Here is a 19,635-nt window from a genome sequence, read left to right as displayed (position 1 = left end):
TCTAGCAATATATTCCTGTTCTCGTACAAACTCGTTTGGTTGAACTGCGAACCTCTGGTAAAAAGCTGGGAAAATGCCGGCGCCTAGCAGTTGGACGAGTATCCAGATCCCAACACTTACAACCGGCAATGCCCATCCTCGCCTGAAAATATTTGCAACTAGTAAAATAGCCACTAGGAGAGAAATGACTATTAGTAAGTTGTAAGCTGGAAGCGATGCCTTTACATCGGTGGCAGAGGCGCCTGTAACCACCCCACGGTCGGAGTAAAGAAGTTTAAATCGGTCTAGCCAATATCGGTAGGCTTGCAAGCACGCCAGACCCGCTAAAAGCACAGATAGGTGAGTTTTGGCAGCCCGGGTGATCCGCTCCCCTACCACTGCCTGCAAATCAATGCTTCCATTTAGGTAGTAAAGCACAGCCACTAGTACGGATGTTAGAACTAGTACTGTCCAGGCATATACTGCAAGTTGCTCAAGAAGAGGAAGCTTGAAAACATAAAACCCAGCGTCTCTCCCGAACACGGGCTCTTTTATTCCGAATTGCTCAGCATTTCGAAATAAGATCACCGATACATAATCCCGTTGCAGCCCCCCAGCCACCAGAACTCCTAAAACCACTGAAACGGCTAGTAGGATCCAGCGTCTATAGGGGTAAACAAACTCCCGATAACGGATTCTCAGATCCTCTTGAATGCCTCTCTCCGCTCCCAGGCCAGATAACGAGTATGGCGGTTGGGTTGCTGAAGCAATGCGCAAGTTGATCCAGGCAAAGGCTGATGCGAAAAGCCACCCAACGATGACTATCGCAAACTGCAAAGACAGGCGGGTCAAGAAAAACGACTTAAAGCCGACTTCGTCGAACCAGAGGAGTTCGGTGTAAAAGCGAGAAATGGCCCCCAGCGATAACAATGTCAAGACAACGACGACGATTATCAAGCCCAACAACCCACGACGGGATCTTTGCCTTATCCGACCACCTCCGGGTTCATCGCGCTCGGCAAAATCTTCTATTGAGAAAGGAATATCTTCGTCCATATTAGGGAAACGTTATCTAGAAAACGCTCGGGCTATGGTATCAGCCAGCGCGAGCGAGCATTGACCGCGCCCTGTGAATCTAAAAATCAAGACTAAACCAGCTGTGTTTAGCGCCCTACAGAAGCGGACTGTCCTGCAGAGAAGACTTCGTGCGCCAAAAATGCAGCCAGATCCGCTAGCTCGGGACCTTTCCAGATCCTAAATACGTTGTGCACGCGTTCACAAAGTCCGGCCACCGGCTCACCAGCTGACTGGCCCTCTGCGACCACTGCAACCAACTGAGCTCTGAGGGGATCCACCAGTCTGACAGTGACAATAGCCTCGGAGCGGGCATCGGTCGGCTGTGCCCCAGATCCTCCAGCGGCGCTCCATCCCAACTTCGCCAGCTCAAAAAGCACTGCGTCGCACTGGGTCCGAACGCGTTTAGTCATCTCGGCTGCACTAGGAATCAACTTATCCGGATCGCCTGATCCACCCGATTTCTGAATTGTCTCGACAACTACGTTCTGTTCGTCCTGAAGTGCTCTCTTGAGTTTTCTTACTAATTGCTTGCGCAGCACAGCAACAATCTTTGCCTGGGCTTCCGGAACTTCAATCTCTGCACCCTGAGGCACCGGGATTTCAACGGATGTGGCAAGCATCGCCTCGGCGTCAATGCTCTGGCCAGCGCTCAGAGGGCCCGAAGGGCGTTCTGAGATAGGTCCAGAGACCGCGTGTGTTACGGGCCCGGATACAGGGCCAGAAAATCGTCCCCCGGTCGTCCGAGGCACAGGTCCTGATAATCTCTCTGTGACTGGACCCGAGGATCGCACCTCCCCTTCTTTGAATCTACTGAACAAAGCCTCATACCCTGGAACTTCTCCCTCGACCCCTGCTCCGCTGCCCGCAAGCGGAGCGGCGGCATCGGCGGTTTTGTTCTCCTGGGTCGCTGCCGCCAATTCCACCTCTGTAGAAACCATCGCCTGCTCGGCAGCCTCACCTCTTTCTCCCGAAGCTCTCGAACTCAACGCCTTTTCACGTGCCTCCGAAGCCGCGCTCTCAGAAACCTCTCTAGCCTCAGCGACGACCCCCGAGGCGATTCGTCCGCTCTTTGACTTCTTTTTCTTCTTGAAACCGGCCTCCGCTCTGAGAGCACGCAACTCTTCTTTTCTGGCCTCGATCTCTTTTATAGCCTGCTCACGCCGGAGCTCTAGTTCAGCCAAAGCCTCTTTTCGTCGTCGTTCTAAAAGATCTGCTTTCTCTTGAAGCTCCTTGAGCTTCTTCGCCCTTTCTTCCTCGGCTGCCTGGAGAATTGCAGTGGCCCTCTGTTTCGCTTCTGCAATTGTCTGTGCTGCCTGTCGCTCAGCTTCTGCGAGAGTTTCTGCAGTGGCCGAGGAACGAGCAGAGAATTCCGCTTGAGCCAGAAGTTGACGAGCGTTCTCCTCTGCTTCCGCTATCGCTTGCTGAGCTTTCGCCTGGGATTCAGCTACTATGGCTGCTGCTTGTTGCTGTGCCCCGGCTATCATTTCCTCGGCTTTTCGCCTAGCCTCCTCTTCTATAGCCGCCGCACTCTCCCTCGCAGTTCTTAGAACCCGTTCCGTCTCCTCGGCGACCTGCCGCTCGGGAACCGCAGCAGCCTGTTGCGCTTGGCTGGCTTGAGCAAGTGCTTCCTCCGCTCTACGGGCACGGTCCTCGGCTAGCTTCGCCCTTCTTAAGGCATTCTCCAATGCGGCTGCCGCATCGCGTAGGTGCGCCCTGACGGCGTCAACGTCGTAGCCCTTCTTTGCTACAGGAAAGTCGGTTCTCTGTACTTGGGTGGGGCTTAGTTCTATTGCCATCTCCCCGTCCGCCGCGTCGGAAATGACGAGTACCATTGCATGTGGTACCACACCGGCGAGCTCACGACTACCGTACCTAAAGTTGACCTACGATCCCCAGCACATAGTTTCTGGATCTAGGATAGCCCAGATCTCTTTGCAGCGCTATGGACTCAGCTAACCGTCTGTGCGCTGTTTGCCAGCGCGCGGGTCGCGCACACCTTCCCCGCTGATTGCCGGATGGACTCAGCTAACCGTCTGTGCGCTGTTTGCCAGAGCAAGGAGTACCGAAACAGCCTCGGCGAACGAATTCACTCCCAGTACAACGACGTCGCCTGCGTAGCTGCGAGCCTCTTCAGCATTCGCCGCTGGTACCACCAGAATGTCGGCGCCAGCGGAGACTGCAGCGCGAGCCTTTTGGGCCACTCCCCCCACTGGCAGTACTTTCCCATCCAGCTGTAACTCCCCAGTAGCGACCACAATAGAAGGCCCGGTCAAATCTCTGCCTGTAAAACGGCAATATAGCTCTAGCGCCAGTGCCAGTCCCGCCGAGGGTCCACCTATCCCTGTAAGGCGGTACTCAACCTTGAGTGGCGAAGCTAAATGCAAGTCGGCAGTCGATACGATAACTCCGAGCAATGCTCGGTGCGGATGCTCGGAACTGGCGGTCAACGTTACCTCAGTCGTAATAGAATCTGACCCCCGTATCAATCTCACTTGGACGACCTGCCCAGGGGATTTGCCGTCTAGCGACCCTCTTATGTCGTCAGCTACGCGCACTGGCAGCCCAGCCACTTCGGTTATCACGTCTCCCGGGACTAGAGCTTTTTTAGACGCATCGGTCGTGACGTCCTCCACCAAGGCTCCGGATCCTGTGGGTGTGACCGGAATGCCGGCTGCTCGTGACGCCACAAACTGCGCCACTACTTCCGAGGATGCCAGCTCCGAACTGCGGCGCTTCTGGCGCTGGGGCTCTGGTTCGCTGATAGTAGGATCGTCAAAAACCTCGACGTCACTTCTGATTGCCGCATAGGCTAGGTCGGCCAAGGTTGCCCTCCAGGTGCGGACAGTCACTAACCGAATATCTCCCTGGCCTGGGCGGTCGCTAAATGAATCTCTGGACCTGGTCCGACCTGATGCGGTCTGCTCCACAGTGGTTGGGACCACCGACACTCGAGAGGCGAGGCTTTCGACTGTTCCCGGGGCCAGCACGGTCTTGTCTACCGGAACATTTCCCGCTCCTACCACTACGATCGAAAAAAAAAGAGCACATGAAACCGCCAGAAGCTGCCACCGACGCGGCAATTCGTCCCCTTGTAGGTTTCGGTGTATCGTCTTTTGGGATGGGTACAGCATCGTTAGAATCCAAAAGCTTTTACGCAGATAACTCAAGGCAGCGTGCGCGCGAGCTAAGGCGGAAAATCGTATACGCCCTCACCCTAGCGGCTCTATGCGTGGTACTGGGGATCGCGATAGCCATTCTCGTATCGTTCATCGCTTCTTTGGGAATTCAGTTTTTGTGGAACAGCGTTAGGGGATAGGTCGGCAGCCGACATGATGGGGTAATCGTTTAGAACGAGAAGGCAACCTAGCTAGTAGACGGTTCAGCGATAGGCCCTTTTTTCACGAGTAAGGGTAAGACACCTCGAAACCCGCGCCGTGAGAACCTCAGTGTTGCGGAAAGGGCTTTCACAAGAAAAGGGATCGCAACGTCTCTAACTCTTCTAGAACCTTGCCTGCGCCTCTTACCACAGTCTCGAGCGGCGTTGGCGTGAGATGCACTGGCACACTAGTCTCCTCAGCTATTCGTATGTCCATACCCTTCAGCATTCCTCCGCCGCCGGTGAGGACTATTCCTCTAAGAAGGATGTCCTGAGACAGCTCGGGCGGACACTCGGAGAGCGCGTCGACGACAGTTGAGACTATTGCGTCCACTGGATCTGAGATAGCTTCTCGAACCTCCTCTGAGGTCAGAATCAGGGTACGGGGAAGTCCGGTTGTGATGTCCCTCCCACGTACCTCCACCTTCAAAGAGTCGTCCACCGGCCAGGCAGAACCGATTGCTAGCTTGATATCTTCGGCAGTGCGTTCACCAATAGCAACCGAGTACTTGGCACGCGTGTACACCTGCAATGCGGCATCGAAATCGAAGCTTCCTACCCGAATAGCCTTGAGCGACACAATCCCCCCAAGCGAAATTATCGCCACCTCGGTGGTTCCCCCTCCGATGTCGATCAACATGTTTCCCAGCGGCTCGTGGATTGGGAGCTCTGCTCCCATGGCAGCCGCCATGGGCTGTTCCAGCAAGTACACCGCGCGGGCTCCAGCCTTGTGAGTGGCTTCCTCTACAGCACGCTTCTCGACTGCAGTTATCGCTGAGGGAACACATACGAGCACATTCGGGCGGGGGAAGCGAGACACGCCGACTTTTTCCAAAACCAGACGGATGAGTCTTTGAGTTACCTCGTAATCGGTTATCGCCCCTTTTCGTAGGGGACGTACAGCCACGATAGAGCTTGGCGTCCGACCGATCATGTACCAAGCCTGGCGACCCATGGCAAGAACCTCGCCAGTGAGAGTATTGAGTGCGATCACGGTAGGTTCGTTGAGAACCACACCCACGCCCTTGAGATAGACAAGGGTGTTAGCTGTACCGAGGTCGATTGCGATATCTCTGGCCAGCTGAACTCTCCCGGCTAACAGGGGGCAGTGTTACCGAAGTACCTTCACCGTGGAGGACTCGTTATCCCTATGATTACTATTCCCCCACTTAGTGCCGGATTGTAGCCCGGCTCGATCTCGCCATATATAAGGTCGCTCCCTTTTCTTCAGCGCCATCCGGGCACGCTTGAACTCGTCGACCCCCTTTAGCGAGTCGCGGAGAGGGGCTTTCTGTACGAACCAGAGAACCCCTAATCCAACCGCAGCCATAACAACCGCGCCTACAAGGTAAATAAGCCCGCTCACCCTCACTCCCGGCTGACTCGACACCCTCGAGATCCCTTCAAGTCTCGAGATGCCTACAAGTTTAGTAACCAACCGCCACCTGTGTCAGTGCGCGTCTTTGAGCATGGCAGCATCGGCCACTGCAACACGTACTTTTTGCAGACACTGCCGCTATAAGAGAGACTAGTTGCATGGCTACCAAAGTCTTGGACGATCTCGACAACCAACTCCTCAATGAAGTGCAATGGCAGTTCCCGTTAACCCGCTATCCGTACAACGAGCTGGCAGCGCGGCTCAACATCTCCCCCGCCGAAGTTATCAAGCGACTCGGTGCCGCCAAAGAGGCGGGGGTTCTGCGGCAGCTCTCCGCTATTTTCGATACCCGCGCCCTAGGCTACAAATCGAGCCTCATAGCAGCCAGAGTCGATCCGGACAAAATCGACGAAGCTGCTGAACGCCTCAACGCCCATCCGGGAATCTCTCACAATTACAAAAGGAACCATGAGTTCAACCTCTGGTATACGCTAGCCGTCCCTCCAGGCTCCTCGTTTGACGACCACGTCAGAGTCGTCCACCGCTTGTCGGAAGCGCGATCGACCAGAGTGCTGCCGACTCTCAAGCTTTTCAAGATCGGTGTGAAGCTGGACATGACTGGCAAGCGAAAAGCAACCGAAAAAGCGGAAGTGGAAGAGAACGAGAAGCCTGATATCTGGATACACAGCCCTGGCCCAGTACTTAGCGAGCAAGAAAAAGCTGCGATTCGAGTACTGCAAGAAGACCTTCCCTTAGTAGAGGAGCCATTCGACCTAGAAGCTGAAACGCTAGGCACCACAGGCGAAGAGCTCGTAGCGACTGCCCAAGACTTCATAAAGCAAAAGCTAATGCGGAGGTTCGCAGCTGTAATGAATCACCGGTCAGCAGGATTCAAAGCCAACGCAATGGCAGTGTGGTGTGTCCCAGAAGATCGCATCGACGAAGTGGGTTACCGTATGGCATCGTTCGCTTCAGTGAGCCACTGTTACCGACGGCCCACATACGACGACTGGCCTTACTCTATTTTCACAATGCTTCACGGCAGGAGAGCGAGCGACATCGAGGCTGCAGTTCAAGCTATCTCCGAAGACACTGGGATCGCAGAGCACGCATTGTTGTGGTCGGTCAAGGAATATAAAAAGGTTCGTGTGCGCTACTTCACACCGGATTGGGACGAGTGGGAGTCGTATTACTTGGCTCCACCAACAAAGTAGAAACAAAAGACGCAAGGCTAGAGCAGAGCCTTGGAGGTTTTAAGCGCTGGCTAGAGGGAGGTCAAGTCAAGCCTTCAAGGCAGAGGTTTCGACAAAGAACTACGAGTGGGTGTCAGCCTTTTCATGGAAGGCATTCGGATAGACATGTCAGAGCGCGACCCCTTTGAACATCCGATACCCGCATCTGGAGGACGGCCATGGCGACAAGCGAGTGAGGGTCCCGTCAACTGGCAGGTAGCAGAACAAGTAGCTGCATGGATGGCCCGAGAGTCGGCAGAGGGTGTCTCGCAGTGTGCTTCCGACCTACGATTCGACGAACTGTTTCGAGTTGTGGAGTTACGCACTGAAAGCCTGGTGCCGCCCCTTCCTCCGGGAACAGTGTCGGTTTTCAGCCCCTCTCTGGTTAGCTCCCAAGAGTGGGCGCGCTCTAGTGTGCAGGAGTTCAAGTACACCCTCGAGACGATAGCATCTCGACTCACGGCAGCGAGCGAAGTGGGTCCAGGGGAGATTGGGCCTGTACAAGCGATAGTAGGTCCTATAATGCCCGTGCTTCTCGGCGCCCAATTTGGCTTACTCCTCGGGAAGATGGCAGCCTGGATTTGGTCCGGATTTGACGTTCTCCTCCCTAGAACCGCTGCTCCCGAGGCCAAAGTTTTACCGGCTGCTGTCACGCGCTCCGCAGCCAGCTACGGAGTCGACCAGAATGATGCAGGGCTGTGGGTGTGTCTCCATGAGTACGCACACCTGCGACAATTCATGGTTCCTTGGCTAAGAAGGTTTCTAGCTATTGGAGTGCAGAGGGCAGTATCCGAAATCCGTTTCGACCCTGAGGCCGTGGCCGACAAGGTGTCGACCCTCGACCCGTCGGATCCGTCATCGTTTGAAACCTTCGCCCAGGATCCCACCGGCCTGTTGGAGGCTCTCATCGTTCCGCCACCCGTTGCCGCAACGGATCTCCTTCGCTCCTGCATTGCCGTGCTAGAGGCCTATGCTGAGCACATCTGCGCAGTAGCAGCGGTACAAATCGCAAGAGATCCAGACAAAGCTAGGGAAGTGATGCACCGCCACCACTTTGACCGCGGTTCAGCTGAAAGACTTTTGCTGCGCTTATCTGGGATAGAACTGGATTCTCACGAGTTCGCTACAGCTCTCGCTTTTTGTCAGTTCGTGACGGCAGAAGAAGGAATCGAGACGCTTCAGCGGCTATGGAAGAGTCCGAAATACTTGCCGACTTTCGAGGAGATGCAGGATCCTCGACGCTGGCTCGACCGTACTGCCCAGAGCGAGTAGCGCTTCATATCCCTGTTTTTTGTATCTTTTGTAGTCCGGGACAATAGCCCTCAGCCGCCAGAAGTTTTGGTGTGAGAGCCCTCGCAGCCCGTCCGGGCTCCGTTATAGCCGAGGCGTTTTGGGTCCGTGAAAGTGGCATGATAGGCCAAGAATAGACCTGCACGAGAGGAGGCTACGGAATGGTAGAAGTAGGACAAGAGGCACCCGATTTTTCTCTTCCCGACCAGAATCGCAATCCGTGGAGGCTTTCAGAGCACCGAGGAGAAAAACTGGTGCTGGTATTCTTCCCGTTTGCTTTTTCCTCGGTGTGCGGACAGGAAATGTGTGCTCTGCGAGACGAACGAAAAATGTTCGAGAGCGAGGGTGCTTCGGTTATAGGTATCTGCTGTGACTCCGTTCATGCTATCAAAGCATGGTCGGATCAGAACGGCTTTGACTTTCCCATACTCGCCGACCGATGGCCCCTAGGCGAGGTATCGAAACTGTACGGTGCGTTCGACGAGTCCATTGGTGCGGCCCGCAGAGTATCGGTAGTAATTGGCCAAGATGGCAGGGTAGTTAAAGTAGTGGAATCGCCCGACATAAAAACCCCGAGAGATTCTTCTGAGTATCACTCGGCGCTGCAAGGTACGTGACTGCGAAGAGGTAGATCCTCGCCTCGGGGTAATATCACTGGATGAACCGGTAGCTTCAGGGCGAATTGAGTCATTAGATTGGGTTAGCTACTTGTCGACGGGGCCCAAGTACCCCCTCGACCTGGTCACGTATAAGGGCTTGAACGTCTGGTCTTCGACTCCAAGAAATCGTAGAGCACGAACTCCCCTAGGCGCTCGGGTGTCGTAAAGAAAGCACGCCCCCTGTTCATCTTGGTCATCTGCTGGACGAAGCGAACTAAATGGGGGCTTCTATCCAGCATGAAAACGTTAATGGTTATCCCTTCTCTAGTGCAGCGGAGCACCTCTTTTAGCGTTTCCTCAATTGTCTTTATCACGGGCGGATACGAAAAAAACGGAACTCCCTCTTCTAAGTGAGCCGTGGGCTCGCCGTCTGTGACCATGATCACCTGCCGTGTACGAGCGGGGCGGTTTTTCAGAATCGAGCGAGCCAACATGAGAGCATGCTGCATGTTTGTACCGTACACCCCATCCCAGGTAGCCTCGGGCAAGTCGCGTGGGGGAATCTCCCGGGCTAACTCTGAAAATCCAACGATTGAGAAATAGTCGTGGGGGAACTTGCTCGCAATTAGGGACTGAAGCGCAAAAGCAAGCCGTTTCGCTGCGACAAAGCTGTCGCGCATCATCATAGACAAAGAAAGGTCGAGCAGAAGCACGGTAGCAGACCGCGTCAGGCTCTCAGTATCTTCGATCTCGAAATCCTCGACGCTAAATTGGATCGGGACTCCGGGTCCGCCGCGTCGAATTGCATTCTTGGCACTCTCGAAGATATCAACCGAGAAACCATCTCCCCACTCCCACGGCCTCGTCTGAAACGTTTTATCTATCCCTACCCCTTCTTCGAGAGATCTATTGGAAGCCAATGCGGACCGCCTCAATCGCTTGAAAATCTCTTCTATCGCAGATCCGCCAATCCGCCTGAGGGCCTTGGGCGTTAGCTCGACTTTGGAGCCCTTCCTGTCGATGAGCCCAGCATCTCGCAAAGACTCGACCAGCTCAGCGAGGCGTCTCAAAGATGCAGCTTCCTCTTCGCCCAGAAGCTGGCGCACCCGCTCGAAGTCAACCTCGTGGAGCTGGGTACCGAGCGTACCCTCCTCGGCAGCCTCTAAGACTTCCTCAAGAGCGTCCAGGTCCGCGAGTTCTTCAGCCAGCTCGCCGAGGTCGCTCATGCTCAGAGCTTCGTCTCCGAGCATTCGTATCTCAGAGTCCCATGGTAGATGAGGAAAGGCAGCCGCCAGGTTTTGAGACAGCCGTTCCATCTCGAAGCGAAGATCGAGGTCGCTCAACAACCCGTCGATCAGCTCCTGGAGTTCCTCGCGCATCTGCAGTGGTAGTCCCTCAATGAGCGCATGCGTTATCGCCATTCTCCTTGCGAGAGCTGCTAGCAGTTCGTCTAGATCTCGGGGATTTTCGGGAAAAAAGTCACCGTATTTGTGCATGAACTGGTCAAAGTCGGGGTCCTCCCCGGCCGCCCGCTGCTCTAGCATCTTGTTGAGCTCAGCAAACATGTTCTTCATCCGCTGAAGCTGAGCGGAGTCCATAGAGCGTAGAGCATCCGAAGCCTGGCGAAAGTAGAGCTGCGCCGCTTCTCTTCGAAGCTCTTCCAACAGCTCGTCGAGCCTTCTCTTTGCCGCTGGCTCGATAAAATCGTGCTGCTGGAGCGCCCGAAGACGTTTCGTCACCTCAGGAGGGAGTAGATCCAGGTCTGTGAGGGCTTTCTGTGCCCTTTCCTTGAAGCGCTCGGCAGCGCTCTTGTCTTCCCCATCTGCTTCTTGTTCAAAGCGAGTGGCCTCGGCAATCCGCCTATTTATCCCTGCCCGCTCAAGCGACTCGATATCTGACAGTGCTCGTTGTATCTTCTCCAGGACACCTGATGGGTCGTAACGGCGCAGCAGCTCTCTGCGTCGTTGGGCGAGGCGGCTAATGATCTCATGCAAGCCCACGAGATTGCGCCCCTCGACTTGGATTCCTCGATACAAAAGCCGGCGGAGAACGCCCGCGACGTCGCCGTGCTCGAGAATCTCGTCCGAGACACGGTCGAACACTTCATCTGGGCTAAGAGGAAATGGCTCCTGAGACCCATCCCAGTGAGAGTACTGGGCCGACCTCGGAAACGGTATACCTGCCCCTGGAGCCTTTTCTTCGAAATCTGGGTAAGCAAAGGAATCGGCCAAATTGAGGTCACTCCTTGGCGTAAAGGACCTTCCCGCCGAGAACTGACTTGTTGAGACGTCTTGTGAGATGGAAGCCCTCCAAGACGAATTCTAGCGCGGAGGCGAGCGCCCCAGGAGACTCTCCTGCGCCAAGTTCGGAAAATTCTTTGGTTATCTCCGGACTAGGATTGACCGCCTCAATAACCTCTCTAGCTGGTTCCATATCCCCCACGGTAACCGCAAGACCCTCTTCGAAACGGGCAAGCAGCGCCTTGTACTTGTCCGGACGAACCTTCTTCCGGAATACCGCTAAAGTAGCCTCTTTTATGATCTGCTCAATGACCCTGTTCTCTTGCATATCCGAGAACGCTTCGATCTCGAGTTTGCCCGCCATAGATGCCGCTAGAGCCGAAAGGTCCACAATTCTCGGAACTACCTCTTCCTCGCCAGTTCGCAAAGCTCTCCTCAAGGCATTCGCGACGAGGAGTTCATAGTTCGAGATCGACAGCCGAACAGAAACTCCGGATACCTGACTAACGCTGTTGGAGCGACGCGCCCTATGAGTAATCTCGGCCACTATCTGGCGCATAAATTTGGGAACTTCTAGCCGTCTGCCGGCCAGGTCGGGAAGGCGCGCCTCCTGATCGACGATCTTGAGCTCTGTTTCTATATCTGGGGGGTAGTGAGTACGTATCTGTGATCCAAAACGGTCTTTGAGCGGCGTAATGATTCGCCCCCTAGACGTGTAATCCTCTGGGTTAGCTGACACTACAAGCAGGATGTCGAGAGGTAGCCTTAGCGTGTATCCCCGAATCTGAACATCGCGCTCCTCTAGTACGTTGAGAAGGGCCACTTGTATGCGTTCGGCAAGGTCGGGAAGCTCGTTGATTACGAAAATCCCTCGATTGGTCCGAGGTACCAGCCCGTAATGAATGGTGAGCTCGTCGGAAAGATAGCGTCCCTCCGCTACACGAACGGGATCGACCTCTCCGATTAGGTCTGCCACAGACGCATCCGGTGTCGCCAACTTTTCGGTTATACGCCTCGAACGGTGGACCCACTCTATCTGGGCATTGTCTCCCTCTTCTGCGAGCAAGTCCTTTCCGTACCGAGATATTGGAGCGAAAGGGTTGTCGTTGACTTCGGAACCTTTCAGCACCGGCACATACTCGTCAAGGAGGTCCTGAAAACAGCGGATAATACGGCTCTTCGCTTGGCCTCTCTCGCCCAGGAACACGATGTCATGCCCGGCGAGGAGAGCGTTTTCAACTTGAGGAATCACCGTGTCGTCATAGCCGTGGATGCCTGGGAACAATGGTTCTCCGGCAGTGATCTTGGACTGGACATTTTTTCGGATCTCCTCCTTGACGGAGAGAACTTCGTATCCGGATGCCCGCAGCTCTCCTACCGTTCGAGGAAGACTATCCAGCTGGGATGGGGATGTCTGGCTCACTAAGCGACCTTTCCGATTATGTCGACTGCTTGTTCAAGAGGGTCTAGGTATCTAACATCCTATAGCCGCCGACACCGCCCCTCGAACAGAGGTATTCCCTCTAGGGTGGAACGACTCCGAACTCACTGACCTGATCAGCGTCTACCTACGACGCCAAAAATTACTTTCTAACACACTAACCCCTCATTCCGAGGACGATACCTCCCTCTTTATGAGGCGCTCTAGATCGTCTATTAACTTCGATTTTCTAAGGTCTCTGGCGACTCGCGCTCTCAAATCTTCGTCATCCAGGATCAATAGACCGGAGAGTTTCGTTACCAGTTCGAATGGGTCGAAAGGCTTGGTCGTAAGGTCGATGGCACCGAGCTCGTAAGCTCTTCTGCGATCCGATTCAGAGGTCTTCGCTGTGAGAACGGCCACACGGGGCCTCCTCTCTTTTTGCTTGAGGTGACTCAATACGCTGAAGCCGTCCCCATCGGGCATCGCTAAATCGAGAACTACGAGGTCGTACTCGCATGCCTCGAGCAGTTCCACAGCCTCCTTCCCCGAAGCAGCCTCTTCTACGCTAAATCCGAACTCAGCAAATACGAGGGATAGAATCCGTCGTATGTCTTCGTCGTCGTCGACTACTAGCACTGTCGGCATAAAAAACTCGCTCCGCACTTCCTACACTTCGAGTACCCCCTGCCTACCAAGGCGTAGCAAGCAGGACATCTAGACGGCGAAATCTGCCCCGTGAAAGCTCGTTTCAGAGCCGACACAGCAATCGCTCCGGCGGCTATGAACATGATGGTCAACACAATTAGCTCCATTTGGGTGCCTCTCGTTCCGTTGTCTAGGTTTGAAATCGAAGTAACACTGGCAAGTAGCGCCGATATTTTCTAGATTCCTAAAGAATTTAGGATTTCCGCTCGATTTGCCATCTGTAGCCGCCTATAGACAACACTTGTATCTGACACTTCGAGCAGCCGGGCATTTTGGGCTTGGGTTGGCCGGAGCCTAGCAGCATCCATCTGTGCTCCCTGCAGCAGCTGGGAGGCACGGGATGGAGTACGTCCCCACCGGGGCGTGCCACCTACTCGGGTCGCCTATGCTTCTAATCGTCACGTTGGAACTTAGCTTGTAGAGTTTGTAAAGATCGTAGTACCAGACCGGAGATACCGCAGTGGAGTTGGAAAATAACGGATCCGACAGAGGAACCGAGTCCGAACAGGAGTCTGGCCGAGTAGATAGCAAGAGCCAGAAGTTGTCATCCGACGTGCTCGCTGCCTCCGATACGACGGGCAGAGCTAGCAACGCCGACACGTCTTCGCTCAGTATTACTTCGCAGGGCGGAGGTCCGGGCGTTTCTCTCTATAAAGGTCGCCCGGGACTGTGGGCGTACACCCTGCATCGCATCACGGGCACTGCGATATTCCTTTTTCTTCTCATTCACATTGCGGATGTAGCTGCGGTCGGATGGGGTCGAGAGGCTTACAACACGATCCACAAACTGTATGAGACCCTGTTTTTCCGCGTCTTAGAGGTCGGTTTGTTCGGTGCGCTCTTGCTTCATGCAATCAACGGTGTTCGGATTGCAATCGTGGATTTCTGGCCAGAGGGAGCGGACCGCCAAGAAACCATAACTGCTTGGGCAGTCTTGGCGTTCATAGTGCTTTTCCTTCCCGGAGCAGCTTGGATGCTGTACAACTTCTTTGCGACGAGTAGCTGATGGCCGCGACTCTCGAAGATCTCGAAAACAAAGCCCACAGAGGGGAAGATGCTCCGCTTCCTAGAGGGGCGGTGAAGAAGTCGGTGGAGATCCCTCGAAGCGAGGCCGTCTCCTGGTTTTTCATGCGAGTTAGCGGTCTGTTCCTTATCTTTCTCGCACTGGGGCATTTCCTGATCATGCACATGATCAACGACGTTCGTGATACAACCTTTGATTTCGTGGTTCAGCGGTGGGGAAATCCCTTCTGGAGAGTATGGGACTGGCTATTGCTGGCTTTGGGACTTCTACACGGCACAAACGGAGTAAAGACTGTTCTTGAAGACAACATCTCTTCAAAAGGCCGTTTGCTCTTTGCAAAAACCGTACTTTACAGCCTGGCGGCACTTGCCTTCGTAGTCGGCACGGTCATACTTGCCACCTTCGGATCGCTCATACCTCGGTAAGTTCGTCAGGAGTCTAGTGTCAAGGGCCAGTAAGAGGAGGACATGAGCACTTGCCAGTAACGCACCGATATGACGCTGTCATCGTCGGAGCAGGCGGAGCGGGCCTTCGGGCTGCTCTAGCCGCTTCCTCAAAGTGCAGCGTTGCCGTGATATCGAAGCTTTACCCCACTCGCTCCCACACCGGCGCAGCTCAAGGGGGAATGTGTGCTGCCCTGGGCAACATTGAAGAAGACTCCTGGGAGTGGCATGCCTTCGATACTGTAAAAGGTTCCGACTACTTAGGCGACCAGCCAGCAATCGAGATCATGTGTAGAGAAGCGGTAGATGCGGTGTTGGAACTGGAGCATCTCGGCCTTCCTTTCAGTAGGACCGAAGATGGTCGAATAGATCAACGCCGTTTCGGTGGACACACTCGCAACCACGGCGAGGCGCCAGTGAGGCGGGCTTGCTATGCTGCGGACCGCACTGGGCACATGATCTTGCAAACCCTGTATCAGCAATGTATTGCCCGTCACGTTACGTTCTTCGATGAGTTCCAGGTACTTGATGTGATCATTTCCGATGGACGAGCGGCCGGTGTAGTAGCGCTGGAGTTACGAACTGGAGAGGTCCATATCTTTCACTCCAAAGCGGTTCTTTGGGCCACCGGAGGATATGGACGAATCTTCAAAGTCACATCCAATGCTCACGCCCTTACTGGAGACGGCCCAGCAATCTGCTTCCGCAGGGGAATACCGCTCGAAGATGTGGAGTTTTTCCAGTTTCATCCCACAGGTATCTACAGGCTAGGCATCCTCCTTTCCGAAGCTGCCAGAGGAGAAGGCGGTATCCTGCTCAACGACAAAGAAGAGAGGTTCATGGAGCGATATGCTCCCACCATCAAGGACTTAGCCCCTCGCGACATTGTGAGCCGAGCTATTTACACCGAGATTCGAGAGGGACGCGGTATCGGAGGATCGGACTATGTGTACCTATCAGTCGCACACCTCGACGAAGAAGTCATAGACGAGAAGCTTCCCGATATAACGGACTTCGTTCGAACTTACCTGGGAATCGAGCCGAAGACCGACCCGATCCCGATCCAGCCCACTGCGCATTACGCAATGGGTGGCATCCCAACTGACACCGATGCTCGCGTCGTAGTCGATGAGAAAGACACGCCGATGCCGGGGATGTACGCAGCGGGCGAGTGCGCTTGCGTTTCGGTGCACGGAGCAAACCGGCTCGGCACCAATAGCCTTCTCGACATAGTCGTCTTTGGTAGGCGCGGCGGACTGCACATGGCAGAGTTTGCGTCAGAGTCAGATTTCCCCGAAGTAGACAAGGAACCTGCAGTTCGTCTCGAGGAACAGATAGAGGCATTAAAAAAGCGAGAAGAGGGGGAGAGGGTGGGAGCAATTCGGGCAGAACTGCAAGAGACCATGATGGACAACGCCGGAGTATTTCGTACGGCTGAAACCCTCGAACGTGCCGCAAAAGACATATCCGATCTCAAAGACCGGTACCGCGACGTTGCAATCGATGATCCGGGCAAGGTTTTCAACACAGACCTGACCGAGGCAATCGAGCTCGGCTTTTTGCTAGACCTCGCCGAAGTGCTTGTGGCAAGCGCGCAAGCTCGCAAAGAAAGTCGTGGCGGCCACTATAGAGAGGATTTTCCAGAGCGGAACGACACGGATTACTTGAAACACACACTCGCTTATCGGGGCTCGGATGGCGGTATAGAAATCAGATACAAGCCAGTAAAACTTGGTAAGTATAAGCCCCAGGAGCGAAAGTACTGAGGCGGGCTCAAAAGGTATTAGCAGGAGCGAAATGGACATCACAGTTTCGATCAAAAGGTTCGATCCAGAAGAGGACGATCGCCCCTTTTGGATGACCTATGAGCTTGAAGCTGACGATATGGACCGAGTATTAGACGTCCTTCACAAGATCAAGTGGTACCACGATGGATCACTGACCTTCAGAAGATCCTGTGCACACGGCATCTGCGGGTCGGATGCCATGGTGATCAACGGGCACAACGCGCTGGCATGTAAAGTGCTCGTAAAAGACGCTGGGCCCAAGATAGTCCTGGAACCAATAAAAGGGCTACCGGTAATAAAAGACTTAGTCGTCGACATGGATCCGTTTTTCGAGTCCTATCGATCGGTAATGCCCTACCTAATCAATGAAGAACCCCCGCCAAAGACAGAACGCTTACAGACGCCAGAAGAGCGGGAGCGTTACGAGGACACCACAAAATGCATCCTGTGTGCAGCCTGTACCACGTCATGCCCAGTCTTCTGGAGCAATGGAAACTACCTAGGCCCTGCAGCCATAGTCAACGCTCATAGATTCATCTTCGACAGCAGGGACACCGCGGCCGAAGAGCGATTGCGGATTCTGGCCGAACGTGACGGCGTATACAGGTGTCGCACAGCATTTGAGTGCACAGAGGTGTGTCCGCGGGATATACGGATTACGAAAGCCATTGAAGAGGTAAAGAGAGAAATTCTTCTTCGGCGCGTCTAATAGCTTTGATTCAACGCATCGGAGCGATGCTTTTCAGATAGTGGACCAAACAAAATCATCGGATGGTACCACACTCCGCCCCCACCAATTTAAGCGTTGGCTCCGGCAATCTCTTACACTTTAGGGCCGACAAGTCTTTCTATCTCAGCAATGACAGAATCTTCGTCGGTAAAAGTGATTCCGGTGAGGCCGACGTCTTTCGCAGCTTTTACATTGGCCTCGAAATCATCAACGAAGAAGGTTTCTTCCGGGCTGGCTCCGAGCCTCTCTAAGGCGAGGACATAGACCCGCGGATCCGGCTTTCTCAGTCCCACTTCCGACGAGTCGATAACCTCGTCAAAGATTTCTTCGACCGGAATCATCGCCCGCCAAAAACCACCGAACTCCTTGATGTTGTTCGTGAGGAGCCCGGTGCGGATCCGACCTCTTAGCCCTCTTACTAGTTCGACCATGCGCGGTCTCGGCTTGTATCCCTTGAGAAACGACCTCGCCAGTTCATCCAGAGCGATCTCGACTCCAAGCTCTTTGGCAGCTCTTTCTCGCAACTGCTCCCAGAACTCCGTACCCGGAATTTCACCTCTTTCGAGCCGATGCCATGGATCGTCACCATCCGAGTTATGGTCGCCAATTATCAATGACAAGAGGCGGCCCTTTGACAGTCCCAAAGAATGCTCGTAATCGTAAACGCCATCCAACGGGCTTGTCGTCATAACTCCCGAGAAATCGAATATGCCGGCGGTGATCCTAGCCATCAGAGAAGACCATCCCAAACGCGTCGCTCCTCTGAAAAAGGATCTTTCTCAACCCTCAGGACTTCATCGAAGACCATCACACACCGCTCTTGATCGTAAGGAGGCCACTCAATCTCGCTCCCACATTTCGGTGTGCCCTCCATAGCGAATGATGTCCACGCTTTTCGCATCGCTAGAGAAAGCCTTTCGGCTTTGTCGATGGGGCCGACAAAGGGCTCGGCAGCCTTTCCACCCAAATTTCCGAAAACAAACGGTACATCGAGCCCGTGAGCAGCACCCAGAAGCGGGGTTTTCCACGCAAATAGGTAAACCCAAGCCTTCCTCCCCGTCGCTATGGAAGCTTCGGCAAGCCTTATAGCTGGAATGCGAAAGATAGCGTCGGCCGCGATTGCTAGCCATAAATCATTCGGATCCGTGGAAGCACCCCGTGTCTTAGCAGCTCGCTCATAAGCAGCGTAGACCTCTTCGGCTGCGGAAGGGTCCGAGGGTATAAGCTGCCGTACTCTGGAAACAACATGCTCTTTGGTGAGCGATCCCATAGCCGGATCTCTCTGCGCGAACAACTTGAACTCTTCGAGATTGGATCCCACTAGGAGGGGCACATTGGGGACATTTCCGTTGTGGATCCTCTCGAGCGGCTCGCACTCGAGAAAGTCGCCATCTATAGTGGGCACAAAAGACAGAAAAGCCCCATCATGCGCGACAGATTGCGGGGTAGTTCCTGCGGCCGGCAATTCTAATATCAACTGGGCTTTTAGGATTTCGTCCACATCTAGCTGGTAAAAAACACCGAGGTCTCTCTCGGAGATATCCAACTCAAACAAAACCTTCTCACAGACTCGAGCTGCAACATCGGGAGAGGTGACGAAGTGAGATGCTCCGCTCTGCAAGATCGCTTTGTGGTATAGGCCGTCAGCTTCTTCGACCCCCATAAGGGTGCCGATGCTCATTGCGCCGGCCGATTCGCCAAAAACCGTCACATTGTTCGGATCACCTCCAAACGCGGCGATATTCTCTCTCACCCACTGGAGTGCCAATACCTGGTCGCGAAGGCCCAAGTTGAAGCAGTTTGGAAATGCCTGTGGATAGCGCACACCTAGGTGTAAAAAGCCAAGGATCCCGAGGCGATAATTGATTGTTACCACCACAACGCCGTGTTCTAGCGCGAGCCTTTGGCCTTTGTATAAAGGAAGGGAGCCCGATCCGGTGGTAAATCCGCCGCCATGGATCCAGACCATTACTGGATGAAGCTTCCCCTCCAACGAGGGAGTCCACACGTTCAAATACAAGCAGTCCTCGGCGGTTTCTCGCACCGAAAGTCCCGGCAGCTCTATCCCCCCGAAAAAAGTATTTTGAGGAGCTGCAGGGGCGAGCCTAGTGGCATCGAAAGGCCGGCCGTCCGTCAAGGGAAGCTCCTCCAGCCGAGCCGTCGGCGCAAACCTCAACCTTCCAATAGGCGGCAGCGCATAGGGAATGCCTCGGAACATGAGCACCCCACCACGTTCCTGCCCCACAACGGGACCTGCTGGTGAATCGAGTACAACGCTTGCATTCATAGCCGCCTCTGGGAGTTCAGTTAGTGAGTGGAAGTAAACGAAAGAACCGCGATCATCGCCCGGAG

General features: G+C 54.4%; 18 protein-coding genes. 8 read left to right on the top strand and 10 right to left on the bottom strand.

Annotated elements, in window-relative coordinates:
* From C4318_06270 to C4318_06260, 3 genes are all read right to left on the bottom strand, one after another.
* The coding region (locus tag C4318_06270; GenBank protein ID MER3454750.1) for a hypothetical protein at positions 1–1,035 on the bottom strand (1,035 nt) is incomplete at its 3' end.
* 107 nt (positions 1,036–1,142) lie between these two features.
* The gene (locus tag C4318_06265) at positions 1,143–2,903 is read right to left on the bottom strand and encodes a hypothetical protein (protein MER3454749.1); all 1,761 of its coding nucleotides are present in this window, start codon (positions 2,901–2,903) and stop codon (positions 1,143–1,145) included.
* 174 nt (positions 2,904–3,077) lie between these two features.
* The gene (locus tag C4318_06260; protein MER3454748.1) at positions 3,078–4,187 is read right to left on the bottom strand and encodes a hypothetical protein; all 1,110 of its coding nucleotides are present in this window, start codon (positions 4,185–4,187) and stop codon (positions 3,078–3,080) included.
* Here C4318_06260 and C4318_06255 point away from each other — a divergent pair.
* Positions 4,175–4,372, top strand: a complete 198-nt coding sequence (locus C4318_06255; protein MER3454747.1) for a hypothetical protein — start codon at positions 4,175–4,177, stop codon at positions 4,370–4,372. The two genes, C4318_06260 and C4318_06255, sit on opposite strands and share 13 nt — an antisense overlap.
* 148 nt (positions 4,373–4,520) lie before the next feature.
* On the opposite strand, the gene C4318_06250 is transcribed toward C4318_06255, so the two are convergent.
* Complete coding sequence (locus tag C4318_06250) at positions 4,521–5,513, bottom strand: rod shape-determining protein (protein MER3454746.1); 993 nt, start codon at positions 5,511–5,513, stop codon at positions 4,521–4,523.
* Positions 5,514–5,543: 30 nt separating this feature from the next.
* Entirely contained in the window at positions 5,544–5,804 is a 261-nt protein-coding gene (locus tag C4318_06245; GenBank protein ID MER3454745.1) for a hypothetical protein, read from the bottom strand.
* Between the two features lie 164 nt (positions 5,805–5,968).
* Here C4318_06245 and C4318_06240 point away from each other — a divergent pair, with 164 nt between their 5' ends.
* From C4318_06240 to C4318_06230, 3 genes are all read left to right on the top strand, one after another.
* Positions 5,969–7,024: an Lrp/AsnC family transcriptional regulator gene (locus C4318_06240; protein MER3454744.1), complete on the top strand. Its 1,056-nt coding sequence runs from the start codon at positions 5,969–5,971 to the stop codon at positions 7,022–7,024.
* Positions 7,025–7,129: 105 nt separating this feature from the next.
* A complete protein-coding gene (locus C4318_06235; GenBank protein ID MER3454743.1) occupies positions 7,130–8,314 on the top strand; it encodes a hypothetical protein in 1,185 nt (394 codons plus the stop codon).
* A 179-nt stretch (positions 8,315–8,493) separates the two neighbouring features.
* Positions 8,494–8,949: a peroxiredoxin gene (locus C4318_06230; protein MER3454742.1), complete on the top strand. Its 456-nt coding sequence runs from the start codon at positions 8,494–8,496 to the stop codon at positions 8,947–8,949.
* A gap of 125 nt (positions 8,950–9,074) precedes the next feature.
* Here C4318_06230 and C4318_06225 read toward each other — a convergent pair whose 3' ends face one another.
* From C4318_06225 to C4318_06215, 3 genes are all read right to left on the bottom strand, one after another.
* On the bottom strand, positions 9,075–11,162 hold the full coding sequence (locus C4318_06225) for a hypothetical protein (protein ID MER3454741.1): 2,088 nt from the start codon (positions 11,160–11,162) through the stop codon (positions 9,075–9,077).
* Between the two features lie 7 nt (positions 11,163–11,169).
* Positions 11,170–12,570, bottom strand: coding sequence for a magnesium chelatase (locus tag C4318_06220; GenBank protein ID MER3454740.1), 1,401 nt, complete (start codon positions 12,568–12,570; stop codon positions 11,170–11,172).
* 207 nt (positions 12,571–12,777) lie between these two features.
* Complete coding sequence (locus tag C4318_06215; GenBank protein MER3454739.1) at positions 12,778–13,239, bottom strand: hypothetical protein; 462 nt, start codon at positions 13,237–13,239, stop codon at positions 12,778–12,780.
* 520 nt (positions 13,240–13,759) lie between these two features.
* Between C4318_06215 and sdhC the strand changes: the two genes are divergently transcribed.
* Genes sdhC through C4318_06195 form a run of 4 tightly spaced genes read left to right on the top strand, consistent with a single transcriptional unit; the run spans position 13,760 to position 17,262 of the window.
* Positions 13,760–14,305 carry a succinate dehydrogenase, cytochrome b556 subunit gene (sdhC, locus tag C4318_06210; protein ID MER3454738.1) on the top strand — a complete coding sequence of 182 codons (546 nt, stop codon included), beginning with the start codon at positions 13,760–13,762 and terminating at the stop codon, positions 14,303–14,305.
* Positions 14,305–14,748 (top strand): succinate dehydrogenase, encoded by a 444-nt coding sequence (locus C4318_06205; protein ID MER3454737.1) that lies wholly within the window; start codon positions 14,305–14,307, stop codon positions 14,746–14,748. Before sdhC ends, C4318_06205 begins: the two co-directional genes overlap by 1 nt.
* 50 nt (positions 14,749–14,798) lie before the next feature.
* Positions 14,799–16,532: a succinate dehydrogenase flavoprotein subunit gene (locus C4318_06200; protein MER3454736.1), complete on the top strand. Its 1,734-nt coding sequence runs from the start codon at positions 14,799–14,801 to the stop codon at positions 16,530–16,532.
* Positions 16,533–16,563: 31 nt separating this feature from the next.
* Entirely contained in the window at positions 16,564–17,262 is a 699-nt protein-coding gene (locus tag C4318_06195) for a succinate dehydrogenase iron-sulfur subunit (protein ID MER3454735.1), read from the top strand.
* Positions 17,263–17,375: 113 nt separating this feature from the next.
* On the opposite strand, the gene C4318_06190 is transcribed toward C4318_06195, so the two are convergent.
* Together C4318_06190 and C4318_06185 are read right to left on the bottom strand one after the other, a co-directional pair.
* The gene (locus tag C4318_06190; GenBank protein MER3454734.1) at positions 17,376–18,014 is read right to left on the bottom strand and encodes a hypothetical protein; all 639 of its coding nucleotides are present in this window, start codon (positions 18,012–18,014) and stop codon (positions 17,376–17,378) included.
* Entirely contained in the window at positions 18,014–19,570 is a 1,557-nt protein-coding gene (locus C4318_06185) for a carboxylesterase (GenBank protein ID MER3454733.1), read from the bottom strand. The genes C4318_06190 and C4318_06185 overlap by 1 nt, the downstream gene beginning before the upstream one ends.
* Positions 19,571–19,635 lie beyond the last annotated feature (65 nt).

It is taken from the genome of Acidimicrobiia bacterium (genome assembly GCA_040289475.1).
Classification (GTDB): domain Bacteria; phylum Actinomycetota; class Acidimicrobiia; order ATN3; family PSLF01; genus PSLF01.
The sequence above is the reverse complement of the archived record's forward strand: the minus strand, read 5'-3'. Positions and strand labels throughout refer to the sequence as shown.